16 protein-coding genes and 1 pseudogene are annotated in these 13224 nt (G+C 41.3%); 9 read left to right on the plus strand and 8 right to left on the minus strand.

Going from position 1 to position 13224, the window contains the following annotated elements; all coding sequences use genetic code 11:
* Positions 1 to 137: pseudogene (locus BKK48_RS07645) on the plus strand (IS1595 family transposase); the annotation flags it as partial.
* A gap of 145 nt (positions 138 to 282) precedes the next feature.
* Here the strand turns inward: BKK48_RS07645 and BKK48_RS07650 are convergent.
* From BKK48_RS07650 to BKK48_RS07670, 5 genes are all read right to left on the minus strand, one after another.
* Positions 283 to 612: a branched-chain amino acid transporter permease gene (locus BKK48_RS07650; protein ID WP_077427535.1), complete on the minus strand. Its 330-nt coding sequence runs from the start codon at positions 610 to 612 to the stop codon at positions 283 to 285.
* Positions 609 to 1328, minus strand: coding sequence for an azaleucine resistance protein AzlC (gene azlC / locus BKK48_RS07655; protein WP_077427536.1), 720 nt, complete (start codon positions 1326 to 1328; stop codon positions 609 to 611). The genes BKK48_RS07650 and azlC overlap by 4 nt, the downstream gene beginning before the upstream one ends.
* 12 nt (positions 1329 to 1340) lie before the next feature.
* Positions 1341 to 2267, minus strand: a complete 927-nt coding sequence (locus BKK48_RS07660) for a LysR family transcriptional regulator (RefSeq protein ID WP_077427537.1) — start codon at positions 2265 to 2267, stop codon at positions 1341 to 1343.
* A 119-nt stretch (positions 2268 to 2386) separates the two neighbouring features.
* Positions 2387 to 3175 (minus strand): TatD family hydrolase, encoded by a 789-nt coding sequence (locus tag BKK48_RS07665; RefSeq protein ID WP_077427538.1) that lies wholly within the window; start codon positions 3173 to 3175, stop codon positions 2387 to 2389.
* Between the two features lie 70 nt (positions 3176 to 3245).
* Positions 3246 to 3755 carry a peptidylprolyl isomerase gene (locus tag BKK48_RS07670; RefSeq protein WP_077427539.1) on the minus strand — a complete coding sequence of 170 codons (510 nt, stop codon included), beginning with the start codon at positions 3753 to 3755 and terminating at the stop codon, positions 3246 to 3248.
* Positions 3756 to 3861: 106 nt separating this feature from the next.
* On the opposite strand from BKK48_RS07670, the gene cysS reads away from it, so the two are divergent.
* From cysS to BKK48_RS07700, 6 genes are all read left to right on the plus strand, one after another.
* A complete protein-coding gene (gene cysS / locus BKK48_RS07675) occupies positions 3862 to 5241 on the plus strand; it encodes a cysteine--tRNA ligase (RefSeq protein WP_077427540.1) in 1380 nt (459 codons plus the stop codon).
* A 204-nt stretch (positions 5242 to 5445) separates the two neighbouring features.
* A complete protein-coding gene (sspA, locus tag BKK48_RS07680; RefSeq protein ID WP_077427541.1) occupies positions 5446 to 6084 on the plus strand; it encodes a stringent starvation protein SspA in 639 nt (212 codons plus the stop codon).
* Complete coding sequence (locus BKK48_RS07685) at positions 6084 to 6536, plus strand: ClpXP protease specificity-enhancing factor (protein ID WP_077427542.1); 453 nt, start codon at positions 6084 to 6086, stop codon at positions 6534 to 6536. Before sspA ends, BKK48_RS07685 begins: the two co-directional genes overlap by 1 nt.
* Positions 6537 to 6815: 279 nt before the next feature.
* The gene (rplM, locus tag BKK48_RS07690) at positions 6816 to 7244 is read left to right on the plus strand and encodes a 50S ribosomal protein L13 (RefSeq protein WP_077416350.1); all 429 of its coding nucleotides are present in this window, start codon (positions 6816 to 6818) and stop codon (positions 7242 to 7244) included.
* Positions 7245 to 7260: 16 nt separating this feature from the next.
* A complete protein-coding gene (gene rpsI, locus BKK48_RS07695; protein ID WP_017806615.1) occupies positions 7261 to 7653 on the plus strand; it encodes a 30S ribosomal protein S9 in 393 nt (130 codons plus the stop codon).
* A 198-nt stretch (positions 7654 to 7851) separates the two neighbouring features.
* On the plus strand, positions 7852 to 8514 hold the full coding sequence (locus BKK48_RS07700) for an NAD(P)H-dependent oxidoreductase (protein WP_077427543.1): 663 nt from the start codon (positions 7852 to 7854) through the stop codon (positions 8512 to 8514).
* A gap of 94 nt (positions 8515 to 8608) precedes the next feature.
* Here BKK48_RS07700 and BKK48_RS07705 read toward each other — a convergent pair whose 3' ends face one another.
* Genes BKK48_RS07705 through BKK48_RS07715 form a run of 3 tightly spaced genes read right to left on the minus strand, consistent with a single transcriptional unit; the run spans position 8609 to position 10905 of the window.
* Complete coding sequence (locus tag BKK48_RS07705; protein WP_077427544.1) at positions 8609 to 9382, minus strand: TIGR01619 family protein; 774 nt, start codon at positions 9380 to 9382, stop codon at positions 8609 to 8611.
* 8 nt (positions 9383 to 9390) lie between these two features.
* Positions 9391 to 10194, minus strand: coding sequence for an exodeoxyribonuclease III (xthA, locus tag BKK48_RS07710; protein WP_077427545.1), 804 nt, complete (start codon positions 10192 to 10194; stop codon positions 9391 to 9393).
* 30 nt (positions 10195 to 10224) lie between these two features.
* A complete protein-coding gene (locus BKK48_RS07715; RefSeq protein WP_077427617.1) occupies positions 10225 to 10905 on the minus strand; it encodes a TIGR01621 family pseudouridine synthase in 681 nt (226 codons plus the stop codon).
* Positions 10906 to 10923: 18 nt separating this feature from the next.
* On the opposite strand from BKK48_RS07715, the gene cls reads away from it, so the two are divergent.
* Entirely contained in the window at positions 10924 to 12384 is a 1461-nt protein-coding gene (cls, locus tag BKK48_RS07720) for a cardiolipin synthase (protein WP_077427546.1), read from the plus strand.
* Between the two features lie 75 nt (positions 12385 to 12459).
* Positions 12460 to 13224 carry an ABC transporter ATP-binding protein gene (locus tag BKK48_RS07725; protein WP_077427547.1) on the plus strand — a complete coding sequence of 255 codons (765 nt, stop codon included), beginning with the start codon at positions 12460 to 12462 and terminating at the stop codon, positions 13222 to 13224.

The following is a 13224-nucleotide window of genomic DNA, read 5'->3' on the forward strand; positions in this document are numbered from 1 at the left end:
ATTTACGCAAGTTTAACGGTATTCCCAAAGCACATTTTGAGTTGTACTTGAAGGAGTGTGAATGGCGTTTTAATCATAGCGACCTAAAACATCAAATTTCCATTTTAAAACAATTAGTTAAGGGTGTATTAGGTTAGTTATCTAGGACAGCCCCAAAATTTTTATGCTCCCTATGAATGCTCTCAACAGTGTGAACCACAAGAAAATGGCTTGAATTTTTAGATGTGGTGATGAGATAGCCAATCCCCAATTTCAACTATCTTCATCACAGACGGGAAGAGGTTAAATAAAAACCGTTTGAACCAACACCATATAAAAAATCGTGCCTGCGGCAATAGAGAGAAACATATTCTTTTTCCAGAAATGCAACACTAATACCAGCGCACCGGCAAGAAAATCCGGTATGCCGTGATAGCCACTCAATAAATCGATATTTTTATAACAATAGATCACCAACATCCCAAACATTGCCGCAGGCAATACTTTGCCAAGATAGCGGATATACTCGGGAATAGGACGATTTGCCGGAAAAACCCAAAAAGGTAAAAGCCGTGTAAATTGAACCGCAAGCACACATAGACCAATTGTGATGATTTCTTCTGATAGGGTCATAATGCCTCCAGCTTCGTTTTTAATTTAGGACGGCGTAATGTCAACACCAGCCAAATGCTGATAAGCGTAGGAATAAGAAAATGTTGTTTACCGACAATAAATAAGAAAACTAAGCTAATGCCCAAGCCTAATAAGGCACTTTCATGGGATTTCTCTTTCATCCAATTTTCCGCAAAAATCACCAAGAAAAGCGCCGTCATGGCAAATTCCACCCCTTTTAAATCTATCGGTAAAATTTCACCAAAGATATTCCCCAGAGCCGCTCCCATCACCCAATAAATGTGCAGGTATAAACTGACAAAAAACATATACCAGCCTTTATCCAAATGGGCGGGAATATTCGCCATATAATTTAGGGAAAAGGATTCATCCACCAAACTGCTGATTAAATACCAACGTTTTTTGCCAAGCTGTGCGCCGTATTTTTCCAACATTGAAATGCCATAGAAAATTTGGCGGGCACTCACCATCAGGGTGATTAATAAAACACTCAGAGGCGAAAAAGGGGCAACCAGCGCAGCAGCGGCAATAAACTCCACCGAACCGGCATAGATGAGTAATGCCATCAGCATTGGATACCACACACCAAAACCAAGGGCTTTCATATAAATGCCGTAGGCCACGCCAAGAAATAAAAAACCGGCAAGCATAGGGGCGCTATAAGGGAGTGCCGCTTTCGCTGCAGCACGGATTGGATATTGCTGAGAAACTGCCATCAACCACTTCGCTTAGGCTAAAACCGATAATCCGGGTAAGGTAGAAAAACTTTGGGATTTGACGGTTTGATAGAAATCCTCAACATAGGCAAGATCTTTATCTTCCCGACGAATCGCCACATATAAATTGCTAAATAATCCCTCTTGGGTGATTTTGCGTGCCACCACATAACCTTTTTCAAGATAAGGTAATGCTGCCCAATAAGGCACGGTGGCAATCCCACGACGGCTTGCCACCAATTGAATCATCGCAATAGTAAGCTCTGTGGTGCGGCGCATTGGGTTAATCCCTTTCGGTTTCAACACCTTACGCAATAGATCCAACATATCATCAGGTACCGGATAGGTTACCCAAGTTTCATCGGCAAAATCCTCTGCTTCCCAAACGGCTTTTTCGGCTAAAGCATGATCTTTTGAACAAATCCCCATCATTTCATAGGAAAAGAGCGGTTTAAAAATCACCGAATCATTATTTTCAATTTCTGACACAATGACACAATCCGCTCGATGGGAAAGTAACAAACCAACGGGATCGGTATGAAAACCGGAAACAATATCCAATTCCACCAACCCCCAATTTTGACGAAAAGCATCCATGGCCGGCATTAACCAATCAAAGCAGGTATGACATTCCACCGCAATACGCAACTGCCCTGCCTCTCCCTGCTTCACACGAATTAAATCACGCTCTGCATCAATAATTTTAGGCATCACTTCATTGGCAAGGCGAATTAAACGCTCACCTGCTGAAGTAAAGCGTAGAGGCTGACTTTTGCGTTCAAATAAGGCGAGGCCGAATTGATCTTCAATGAGTTTAATTTGATGAGAAAGCGCAGATTGGGTGAGATAGACCCTTTTGGCTGCGGAAGAAACACTGCCTGTTTCTTTCAAAGCAAGCAATGTTTTTAAATGTCGAAGTTCAAGAAATGTGGGCTTCATGAGCGTTATTCATAAAATACAAAAAATAAATGAGGAATATGATACTGAAAAATAAGGAAATTTAAAGGTGAAAGTGCGGTCATTTTTATGATAATTTTACCGAATTCAACAAATCACCTTTAACCAAACAGGTTGACACTCTTTTCCCATATCACTTGTGCGATCTCATCTTTCGGCTCATTGCGTAGCGAACATAATGCATTAAAACTTTCCACAATCCGTTCGGGGCGGTTCGGTTGCCCCTGAAAACCAAACACCGGCATATCGGGGCTATCAGTTTCCAGCACCAAAGCATCCAACGGCAATTTTGCTATCGCTTGGCGGGTTTTATTCGCCCGTTGATAAGTAATCGTGCCCCCCACACCGATTTTATAACCGAGATCCACAAACCGTTTGGCTTGCTCATAACTGCCGGCAAAACCATGTATCACCCCATATTGAGGCAATGAAATACGCTTTAAAAAGCTAAACACTTGATCGTGTGCTTTTCGGCTATGAATATTCACAGGCAAGGCAAATTGTCTTGCAAGATAAAGCTGACGTTCAAAAAAATCGCATTGTTTTTTCCAAAGTTCATCTGTCAATAAATCGGGGATCGCCCGCTCTAAACCAATTTCCGCCACTGCCGTACAATTTTTATCACGATGCGCTAAAGCTTGTTCCAAAAGCGATAAATCCCCTTCTGAATGTTCTTTAATATAAAGCGGGTGTAGCCCCAGCCCATAATATAAATTTTGGGGATAAAGTGCGGTCATTTTTTGGATAGTTTTGAAATCCCGAGCCAGTACCGCCACAATCAGTATCTTCTCTACCCCAGCTTGCTTGGCATTTTCCACTAATTGTGAAAGCGGCTCGCCGGTGAATTGCTGTAAATAATCAAGGTGAGTATGAGTATCGAAAAAAGCCATAATCTCTCGCACTGAAATAGAAAGAGAAAACCTGAGGCAACGCTCAGGTTTATTTCATTATTCTATGCCATTATTCTACAGTAACGGAGTGGATCACCACATCCTCTTTCGGCACATCTTGATGAAAACCTTTACTACCGGTTTTCACCCCTTTGATTTGATCGACCACATCCATGCCTTCCACCACTTCACCGAATACCGCATAGCCCCATTCTTGTACCACATTTTTGCCAAACATTTCTTTAGCACGGTAATCAAGAAAGGTATTATCCGCTACATTAATAAAAAATTGTGCCGTAGCAGAATGAGGATCGGAGGTACGAGCCATGGCAATGGTGCCACGTTTATTGCTTAAGCCGTTTGCTGCTTCATTTTGAATTGGCGCATTGGTCGCTTTCTCTTTCATTCCGCTTTCCATACCGCCACCTTGGATCATAAATCCGTCAATAACACGGTGGAAAATTGTGTTATCATAAAACCCGTTTTTACAATAAGTTAAGAAATTTTCGACTGTAATGGGCGCTTTTTCTGCATTTAATGCAATTTTAATATCACCCAAATTTGTGTGTAAAATAACCATTTTGATTTCCCTATGAAATTTAAAGAACGCCATTATTCCATAAATAGGCAATAAGTGCTATAAAAGTGCGGTCAGTTTCAATGTCAAATTTAAAACCGAGAAAAAAATGCTAAAAATTTTCAATACCCTAACTCGAGAAAAAGAAATTTTTAAACCGATCCATGCCAACCAAGTCGGTATGTATGTGTGTGGGGTCACCGTCTATGATCTATGCCATATCGGACACGGACGCACCTTTGTCTGCTTTGATGTGATCGCCCGTTATTTGCGTTATTTAGGCTATGATTTGACCTATGTACGCAATATTACCGATGTGGACGACAAAATCATTAAACGCGCCTTAGAAAATCAAGAAACTTGCGAACAATTGGTTGATCGCATGGTTGTGGAAATGTACAAAGATTTTGATGCGTTAAATATTTTACGCCCCGACTCAGAGCCTCGTGCCACCCATCATATTCCCGAAATTATTGAAATTGTTGAAAAATTAATTGAACGTGGGCATGCTTATGTCGCACAAAACGGCGATGTCATGTTCGATGTAGAAAGTTTCAAAGAATATGGTCAATTATCCCGTCAAGATTTAGAACAACTCCAAGCGGGCGCAAGGGTGGATGTTTCCGAAGTGAAGAAAAACCCAATGGACTTTGTGCTATGGAAAATGTCAAAACCGAACGAGCCAAGTTGGCCATCCCCTTGGGGAGCGGGGCGTCCGGGTTGGCATATTGAATGTTCAGCAATGAATAGTAAGCAGTTAGGTGAACATTTTGATATTCACGGCGGCGGATCGGATTTAATGTTCCCTCATCACGAAAATGAAATTGCCCAATCTTGCTGTGCGCACGGTGGCGATTACGTTAATTATTGGATTCACTCCGGTATGATTATGGTAGATAAAGAGAAAATGTCGAAATCACTCGGCAATTTCTTCACTATTCGTGATGTTCTCAACCATTATGATGCGGAAAGCGTACGCTATTTCTTATTATCCGCTCATTACCGCAGCCAGCTCAATTACAGTGAAGAAAACCTGAATTTAGCCCATGGGGCATTGGAACGGTTATATACCGCCTTGCGGGGAACGGATCAAACTGCGGTCGCTTTTGGCGGAGAACATTTTGTTGAAGCCTTCCGTGAAGCAATGGACGATGATTTTAATACGCCAAATGCGATTTCCGTGTTATTTGAAATGGCACGGGAAGTCAATAAATTAAAATCAGAAGAGATGGAAAAAGCCAATGGATTAGCCGCACGCCTACGGGAATTGGCTCACATTTTGGGATTATTAGAACAAGATCCGGAAAGCTTTTTGCAAGCCGGCTCTAATGAAGATGAAATCGCTAAAATTGAAGCCTTAATCCAACAACGCAATGAAGCCAGAGCAGCCAAAAACTGGGCTTTGGCAGATGAAGCAAGAAATGCCTTAACGGCCATGGGAATTGTGTTAGAAGACGGCGCAAACGGCACCACTTGGCGTAAACAATAATCATCAGAAAATAGCTATCCCTATCTCATAAAACGGAGGGTTTCCTCCGTTTTTTCATTTTTTATTTGCGATATCACTTATCCTCTAACTTACTGAATATAAATAAAAAATAAGTTTTTCTTGGCTTTTTTAGTTGGGCTTGTGATAAAATAGCGAACTTTTGAAACTCTTTTAATTATTTAATTTGGATCTTCGGAGGAATTCATGTCCAATGCATCAAGTAAACGTTTTGTAATGACACTTTTTTCAAATAAAGATGATATTTACTGTCATCAAGTGAAAATTGTGCTGGCAGAAAAAGGCGTAGCTTATGAAAATGAAGAAGTTGATCCGCAAGCATTATCAGAAGATTTAATGGAATTAAATCCTTATGGCACGTTACCAACCTTAGTCGACCGTGATTTAGAACTCTTTAATTCCCGTATTATTATCGAATACCTTGACGAACGTTTTCCTCACCCTCCTCTTATGCCGGTTTACCCGATCGCTCGTGGTAAAACCCGTCTTTTAATGTACCGCATTGAACAAGATTGGTATCCAACCCTAATGAAAGCGGAAAAAGGCAATGAAGCAGAGCGTGCGGAAGCGTTAAAACAACTGAAAGAAGAATTATTGGCGGCCGCCCCTATTTTCCAACAAACCCCTTATTTTATGAGCGAAGAATTCAGCTTAATTGATTGTTACATTGCGCCTTTGCTATGGAAACTAAAACAATTTGGGGTGGAATTTACCGGTGCAGGCAGCAAAGCCTTGAAAGGTTATATGGATCGTGTGTTCAGCCGTGATTCCTTTTTACAATCAGTCGGAGAAGCCGCTCCTAAAAATTTGATGGATGATAAATAATGGCATATCAATCTTCCCCCAAACGCCCCTATTTATTACGGGCATACTATGATTGGCTTATTGATAATGACTTCACCCCTTATTTAGTGGTCGATGCCACTTATTGGGGGGTCAACGTCCCTGTTGAGTATGTGCAAGACGGACAAATTGTGCTTAATCTTTCCGCCAATGCCACAGGGAATTTACAACTCACCAATGATTTCATTCAATTTAATGCCCGTTTTAAAGGCGTATCACGAGAACTCTATATCCCTATGGGGGCAGCGCTTGCTATTTATGCGCGTGAAAACGGTGATGGCGTGATGTTTGAGCCGGAAGCCATTTATGATGAGTTAAATAACGCCCCGAGCACCGATCAGCCTAATAGCTTTGCAGAAGCGGTGGATAAACCCAAAGGGGAAAAGAAAAAACCTTCAGCGAAATCCACCTCGCATTTAAGAATTGTGGATTAGTCTTCAATGACGCCATGCAACCTATCTATTTCAGATAATTTCAAAAGCGATAGATGCATAAGAAATCAGTTCAATCTTTATGCAAAATTAAATCATAGATTTTGCTATAAAAAATTAGCATTTGTCTGAAAAATAGGTATAATACGCCGACCCTGTTGATGCACGAATTCCCATCGTGCATTATTTTATTGAAATCGCACTCGAAGGGGTGAAGATTTTGATGACTGGTTGTGTTCATTAAGAACACTGGGTATCAAACTAATTTTTGGTAATTAATTAATGAAAACTTTTGTAGCAAAACCAGAAACGGTTAAACGCGACTGGTACGTAGTAGATGCGACAGGTAAAACTTTAGGTCGTTTAGCGACTGAATTAGCACGTCGTCTTCGTGGTAAACACAAGGCTGAATATACGCCACACGTTGATACCGGTGATTACATCATCGTCATCAATGCAGACAAAGTAGCGGTAACCGGTCGTAAAGAAACTGATAAACTTTACTATTGGCACACCGGCTATGTTGGCGGTATCAAGCAAGCGACTTTCAAAGAAATGATCGCACGCCGTCCTGAAGCAGTGATTGAAATTGCGGTTAAAGGTATGTTGCCAAAAGGTCCATTAGGCCGTGCAATGTTCCGCAAATTAAAAGTGTATGCAGGTTCTGAACACCAACACGCTGCACAACAACCACAAGTTTTAGATATTTAATCACGAGGTTTAGGATATGGCAGAGAATCAAAACTACGGCACAGGTCGCCGCAAAAGCTCTTCAGCTCGTGTATTTATCAAACCGGGCAGTGGTAAAATCACTATCAACCAACGTGAATTAGACGTTTACTTCGGTCGTGAAACCTCACGAATGATCGTACGTCAACCTTTAGAATTGGTTGAATTAACTGATAAATTAGACCTATACATCACTGTAAAAGGTGGCGGTATTTCTGGTCAAGCGGGTGCAATCCGTCACGGTATCACTCGTGCATTAATTGAATACGATGAAACCCTACGTCCTGCACTTCGTGCAGCCGGCTTTGTTACTCGTGATGCTCGTCGCGTTGAACGTAAAAAAGTGGGTTTACACAAAGCTCGTCGTCGTCCACAATACTCCAAACGTTAATACGGCGAACTCTCGTATTGATAACAATAGTCTCTTGTTTATCAAGATATTATCAAAAAAAGGTTGGTATTTATGCCAACCTTTTTTATTTTCAGTCTTTGCCAAACCTCCCCTATAAACAATGATAACCCGTTTGCCGATTTGTCCAGAAAAACGTAAAATGTGACTAATTTTTAACATCAAATATAGGGAAAAATCATGGTAAAACTTACCGCTCAAGAGGTTATCGAGCTTCTTAATCAACGTAGTTCCACCCGTTATTACGATCCGGCTAAAAAAATCAGCGATGAAGATTTCCACGCCATTTTAGAATGCGCCCGCCTTTCACCGAGTTCTGTGGGATCTGAACCTTGGAAAATTCTAGTCATTCAAAATAAAGCCTTACGGGAGAAAATCAAACCTTTTAGCTGGGGGATGATGAATCAATTAGACAATTGTAGCCATGTAGTCATTTTACTGGCGAAGAAAAATGCCCGCTACGACAGCCCATTTTTTGTGGATGTGATGGCAAGAAAAGGGCTTAATGAAGAACAGCAGCAACAAGCCTTAGCCAAATACAAAACGCTGCAAGAAAACGATATGAAATTGTTGGAAAGTGACCGCACTTTATTTGATTGGTGTAGCAAACAAACCTATATCGCTCTTGCAAATATGCTGACCGGTGCGGCAGCGATGGGGATTGACTCTTGTCCGATTGAAGGCTTTCATTATGATTTAATGAACCAAACCCTTGCTGAAGAAGGCTTGTTTGACCCGAATGAATACGGCGTTTCTGTTGCCGCAACCTTTGGTTATCGAGTCCGTGATATTGCGAAGAAATCCCGCAAAGCGATGGATGAAATTGTCACTTGGGTGAAATAACATTTTTTGTGGGAGAAGGATAGATTAAATTTTCCTTCTCCCGCTAGCATACAGACGGAAGAAATCAGGCGAAATACCCCGAGTGAAGAAGTGATCAGTTTAACTGTTTATTATCCTCCATCAAACTATCACATTCCCAACCAATATAATCCCCCATAAATTGTTGAGCTAACTTTTCAAACTTTTCCACTTGCTCAAAAATTTCACTATTATCGAGAGAAAGTTCTTGCTCTAGTTTGACTAGATAATAAGGCTCATCATCCTCGTTAAATTGAATGGCTTGAGCGGAATATTGTAGTGTGATGAAAGAATAATCTCCCAAACTCAATTCATCCATAAAAGGAAACATCTTTTGTTCTTCGTCAAAATGAAAACTATGCTCCACCAAATAAGTATCACTCAGATCTCGACCTTTACTTTGCAATAACCCCAATAATTCTTCCGTGGCATTCATTTTGATCTCAAGAGGCGAGGCAAGTAAAAAATCAAAATAAGTATCCCAATTCGGATCATCTTGAACACTCACTGCCTCGACAAATTCAACCTGTGATAAGGTTTCCAGTAAGATTTCCGAATGTTCGCAATAAAAATGCATTTTCGCCTGTCCGTTACAGATAAAATGTCCAGCAAAAAAGACATTAGGCAGTGCGCTCAATTGCGCCAAAATTTTGAAGATACGATTAATTAGCTTATCGTACTCCCCTTCTGAGGGAAGCCCGCTCTCATCGCTCTGATAATTAATGGTGAATTGCACAATTTTATTGCAATTCTTACCATGGAATTGATCGATATTTTCAATATTTGCGGTAAACACAGCAGGCATATCATTCACCATAGAACGATAATTCTGCCAATTTGCCATATCCATTTTTTATCCTATTTAAATTCAGCCCAAATCGGTGCGTGATCAGAAGGTTTTTCCATTGCCCGAATATCCAAAGCAATGCCGGCATCAACACAACGCTCTGCCAAGGCATGGTTTACTAAAATATGGTCAATGCGTAAACCACGATTATCATCAAACCCTTTTGAACGGTAATCAAACCACGAGAATTTATCATTTGCGGTAGGGTTCAATTTACGGAAGCTGTCTTCCAAACCATAATCATATAAACGCTGATACCATTCACGCTCTTCGGGTAAGAAAGAACATTTTCCGGTACGCAACCAACGTTTGCGGTTTTCCTCTCCAATACCGATATCCAAATCGCTCGGGCTAATATTCATATCGCCCATAATTAAAACGGGATTGGCTTTATCGTGATCTTGTTCTAAATAACGCTGTAAATCGGCATAGAATTTTTCTTTTGCCGGAAATTTAGTTTCATGGGCACGGCTCTCGCCTTGTGGGAAATAGCCATTAATCACCGTCAGCAAACCAAAATCCGTTTCCAAATCTGCCATAATAATGCGTTTTTGTGCATCCTCAGCATCTGTCGGAAAACCACGGCGAACGGCTTTTGGCGCTTGTTTGGTTAATAACGCCACACCATAGTGGCCTTTTTGCCCATGATGAAAAACATGGTAGCCCAGATTTTCCGTGATTTCATAGGGAAAAGCCTCATCAGCTACTTTAATTTCCTGAAGACCAATCACATCCGGTTGATATTTTTCAATCACCGCTTCTAATTGATGAGGGCGAGCACGCAACCCATTAATATTAAAAGAGATAAATTTCATTTCAGTTCCTAGTTACAAAAATTGTCGGTATTATACAGGGATTTTCCCTTTTCCGAAAAAAGGGTTTTCATTTATTTTCATCTTCACACTGTCTTTTTGCCACCAATCCCCCTCTTTTGGCCTCACCGCCACATCAAATTTCTTCCCGTGAAATTCAAATTCAAGCCTTGCGGCGTGCAAATAAGTGCGGTCCATTTTGGGCGTGTTTTTACCATAGAGTTCATCACCTAAAATCGGGCTGCCTAGGCTTTTCATCGCCACACGCAACTGGTGGGTTTTACCGGTTTGAGGTTTAAGGAAAAACAGGCGTAAATTCGGTTCGCAACTGAGGCTTTCAAATCGGGTTATCGCTGGGTTTTCCCTGCTTTGGCAAAGTTTCCATGCACCGTTACGCGCTTTTTTCATATCGCCGATAATCAAACCTTGTTTCTTTTTCGGTTTTTGAAAGCTTAAGGCGAGGTAGGTTTTGTGAATACGATGTTCAGCAAAAAGCCGTGAAAATTCCGCCGCACTTTCTGCGTTTAAGGCAAGAATTAATAAGCCAGAGGTCACTTTATCCAGTCGATGCACCAACCACACTTTCTCAACGCCGATTTGTTTTGCCAACAATGAGGTTAGCCCCTCGGCTTCACTGTCTTTATGGACACTCATACCACAAGGTTTATAAATAATGATAAAATCACGGTGTTGATAAAGAAGGTCAAATTCCATAAGTGCGGTTAAAATTTTATGAGTTTTGAACATATTATACTGGTTTATATCATTCCTGTGTTGGCGTGGCTGACAATTATCTCGATAACCCTTCGTCTTTTGGTGAAAAAACAATCCTCCTCGGCCACCCTTTCTTGGCTTATGCTTATCTATCTTGTACCGGTGGTCGGTGTGCTTGCCTATTTTATTTTTGGTGAGGTGAAATTGGGAACAAAGCGAGCCAAAGCATTTCGCACATTACACCCGAAATATCACCACTGGCTCACCCACTTATCTCAACAGTCAGCGTTGGTTAGCACGCCAAAAAGTCTGCAATATCGACCGCTCTTTGATTTGAATTATCAACGCCTTGGTATTCCTTGTATCAAAGGCAATGAACTGCATATTTTAGATACACCCGAAAGCATTATTCAGCACATTATCAAGGATATTGAACAGGCGCAGTATTCCATTAATATGGTGTTTTATATTTGGTCGAACAAAGGGCTGGTGGAAAAAGTGAGCCAAGCCCTGTTGGATGCCAAACAGCGTGGCGTGGAAATCCGAATTTTATTGGATTCCGTAGGCAGCCGTCCTTTTCTCAAAAGCAAAGCCTGTCGGGAGCTACGAAAACAAGGCATCGACATTGTAGAAACGCTGTATGTGAACCTCTTTCGGATGTTTTTTAGTCGGATCGATTTACGCCAACACCGTAAAATTATTGTCATTGATAATCAAATTTCCTATACCGGCAGTATGAATATGGTGGATCCTGCCTTTTTTAAACAAAATAGCAACGTAGGCAATTGGGTAGATGTGATGGTACGGGTGAATGGCCCGGTATCGGCGGTGTTAAACAGTCTGCATGCTTGGGATTGGGAAATTGAAACCGGCGTGGAATTGCCTTTATTTTTACCCAATTGTCCCCTCGTTCCCATTGATGATTATGACACTCACTCCGTTCAAGTGATCGCCACTGGACCTGCGTTCCCCGATGATCTTGCGCCACAAAGTTTGGCGTTGGCGATTTATGCGGCAAGAGAAAGCATTGTTATCACCTCCCCTTATTTTGTGCCAAGCCATAGTATTGCCGAAGCATTGCGTATTGCGGCCTTACGAGGGGTGGAAGTTTCCATTATTCTACCGAAGAAAAATGATTCTTTAATGGTGAGCTGGGCAAGCCGTACCTTTTTTGACGATCTGCTTGCCGCAGGAGTAAAAATTTATGAATTTAAGGCTGGTTTACTTCACACCAAAAGTGTGCTGATTGATAACAAACTGGCCCTTGTTGGCACGATGAATATGGATTTACGCAGTTTCTTCTTAAATTTTGAAGTAGCCCTTGCCGTGGAAGATCTTGCCTTTGCCAATGAAGTTTCCATTTTGCATGAAAGCTACATTGCCAATTCAGATCGCCTAGACAGTGAAAAATGGCTTTCCCGCCCCCTTTATCACCGCATTATTGAGCGCTTATTCTTTTTATTTAGCCCATTGTTATAAGCAAAAAACCTGAAGTTGAAATAAGAATGATTTTCACATAGAATGACGCCAACTTTGATGTATTCGAGATAATTTGTGTTTCAACTTCAACAAGTTTCCTATTCTCTTCCCAACAGAACCTTACTCCACCCCATTTCCCTTTCCTTTGAAAGAGGTCAGGTTTATGGATTAATCGGGCATAACGGTTCGGGCAAATCAACATTAATCAAACTCATGGCACGCCAACAAAAAATCTCTTCAGGTGAGATTTTGTTGGCTAATCGTTCTGTTCACCAATGGAATAGTCGGGATTTTGCCAAGCAAGTGGCTTATTTACCGCAACATTTGCCACAAGCCACCAATATGACGGCAAAAGAACTCATCGCCATGGGACGTTATGCTTGGAATGGCTTATTTGGGCGAAAAACCGATGCAGACAAACAAGCGATCACAAGGGCATTACAGCTCACTCACACAGAAAAATTTGCCGATCAATGGGTGAATACCCTTTCCGGTGGAGAACGCTCGAGAATTTGGCTTGCCATGTTGATGGCACAAGAGAGCCGATTTTTATTATTGGATGAACCTTTAGCGGCCTTAGATATCGCTCATCAAGTGGAAGTGATGCAACTGATTCATCGCTTAAGTCGTGAATTAAACCTGGGCGTGGTGATTGTCATTCACGATATCAATCTTGCTGCCCGTTTTTGCGATCATTTAGTGGCATTGCATAGCGGAAAATTACTCGCCCAAGGCAATGCGCACGATATTGTCAATACGCCTTCATTACAACAAATTTACGGCATTGAACTCAATGTCATAAAACACCCCAATACCCATCGTCCCGTGAGTTTTTATTAA

Origin of the sequence: Rodentibacter heidelbergensis, assembly GCF_002000125.1 — a bacterium.
In the GTDB taxonomy this organism is placed as follows: Bacteria; Pseudomonadota; Gammaproteobacteria; order Enterobacterales; family Pasteurellaceae; genus Rodentibacter; species Rodentibacter heidelbergensis.

What these genes read in the sequence shown, in the direction of transcription:
- cls (WP_077427546.1), top strand. Translation starts at nt 10,924, where the DNA reads ATGAGTTTTGAACATATTATACTGGTTTATATCATTCCTGTGTTGGCG.
- BKK48_RS07705 (WP_077427544.1), bottom strand. Translation starts at nt 9,382, where the DNA reads ATGGATATGGCAAATTGGCAGAATTATCGTTCTATGGTGAATGATATG.
- BKK48_RS07715 (WP_077427617.1), bottom strand. Translation starts at nt 10,905, where the DNA reads ATGGAATTTGACCTTCTTTATCAACACCGTGATTTTATCATTATTTAT.
- BKK48_RS07650 (WP_077427535.1), bottom strand. Translation starts at nt 612, where the DNA reads ATGACCCTATCAGAAGAAATCATCACAATTGGTCTATGTGTGCTTGCG.
- rplM (WP_077416350.1), top strand. Translation starts at nt 6,816, where the DNA reads ATGAAAACTTTTGTAGCAAAACCAGAAACGGTTAAACGCGACTGGTAC.
- xthA (WP_077427545.1), bottom strand. Translation starts at nt 10,194, where the DNA reads ATGAAATTTATCTCTTTTAATATTAATGGGTTGCGTGCTCGCCCTCAT.
- rpsI (WP_017806615.1), top strand. Translation starts at nt 7,261, where the DNA reads ATGGCAGAGAATCAAAACTACGGCACAGGTCGCCGCAAAAGCTCTTCA.
- sspA (WP_077427541.1), top strand. Translation starts at nt 5,446, where the DNA reads ATGTCCAATGCATCAAGTAAACGTTTTGTAATGACACTTTTTTCAAAT.
- BKK48_RS07700 (WP_077427543.1), top strand. Translation starts at nt 7,852, where the DNA reads ATGGTAAAACTTACCGCTCAAGAGGTTATCGAGCTTCTTAATCAACGT.
- cysS (WP_077427540.1), top strand. Translation starts at nt 3,862, where the DNA reads ATGCTAAAAATTTTCAATACCCTAACTCGAGAAAAAGAAATTTTTAAA.
- BKK48_RS07685 (WP_077427542.1), top strand. Translation starts at nt 6,084, where the DNA reads ATGGCATATCAATCTTCCCCCAAACGCCCCTATTTATTACGGGCATAC.
- azlC (WP_077427536.1), bottom strand. Translation starts at nt 1,328, where the DNA reads ATGGCAGTTTCTCAGCAATATCCAATCCGTGCTGCAGCGAAAGCGGCA.
- BKK48_RS07660 (WP_077427537.1), bottom strand. Translation starts at nt 2,267, where the DNA reads ATGAAGCCCACATTTCTTGAACTTCGACATTTAAAAACATTGCTTGCT.
- BKK48_RS07670 (WP_077427539.1), bottom strand. Translation starts at nt 3,755, where the DNA reads ATGGTTATTTTACACACAAATTTGGGTGATATTAAAATTGCATTAAAT.
- BKK48_RS07665 (WP_077427538.1), bottom strand. Translation starts at nt 3,175, where the DNA reads ATGGCTTTTTTCGATACTCATACTCACCTTGATTATTTACAGCAATTC.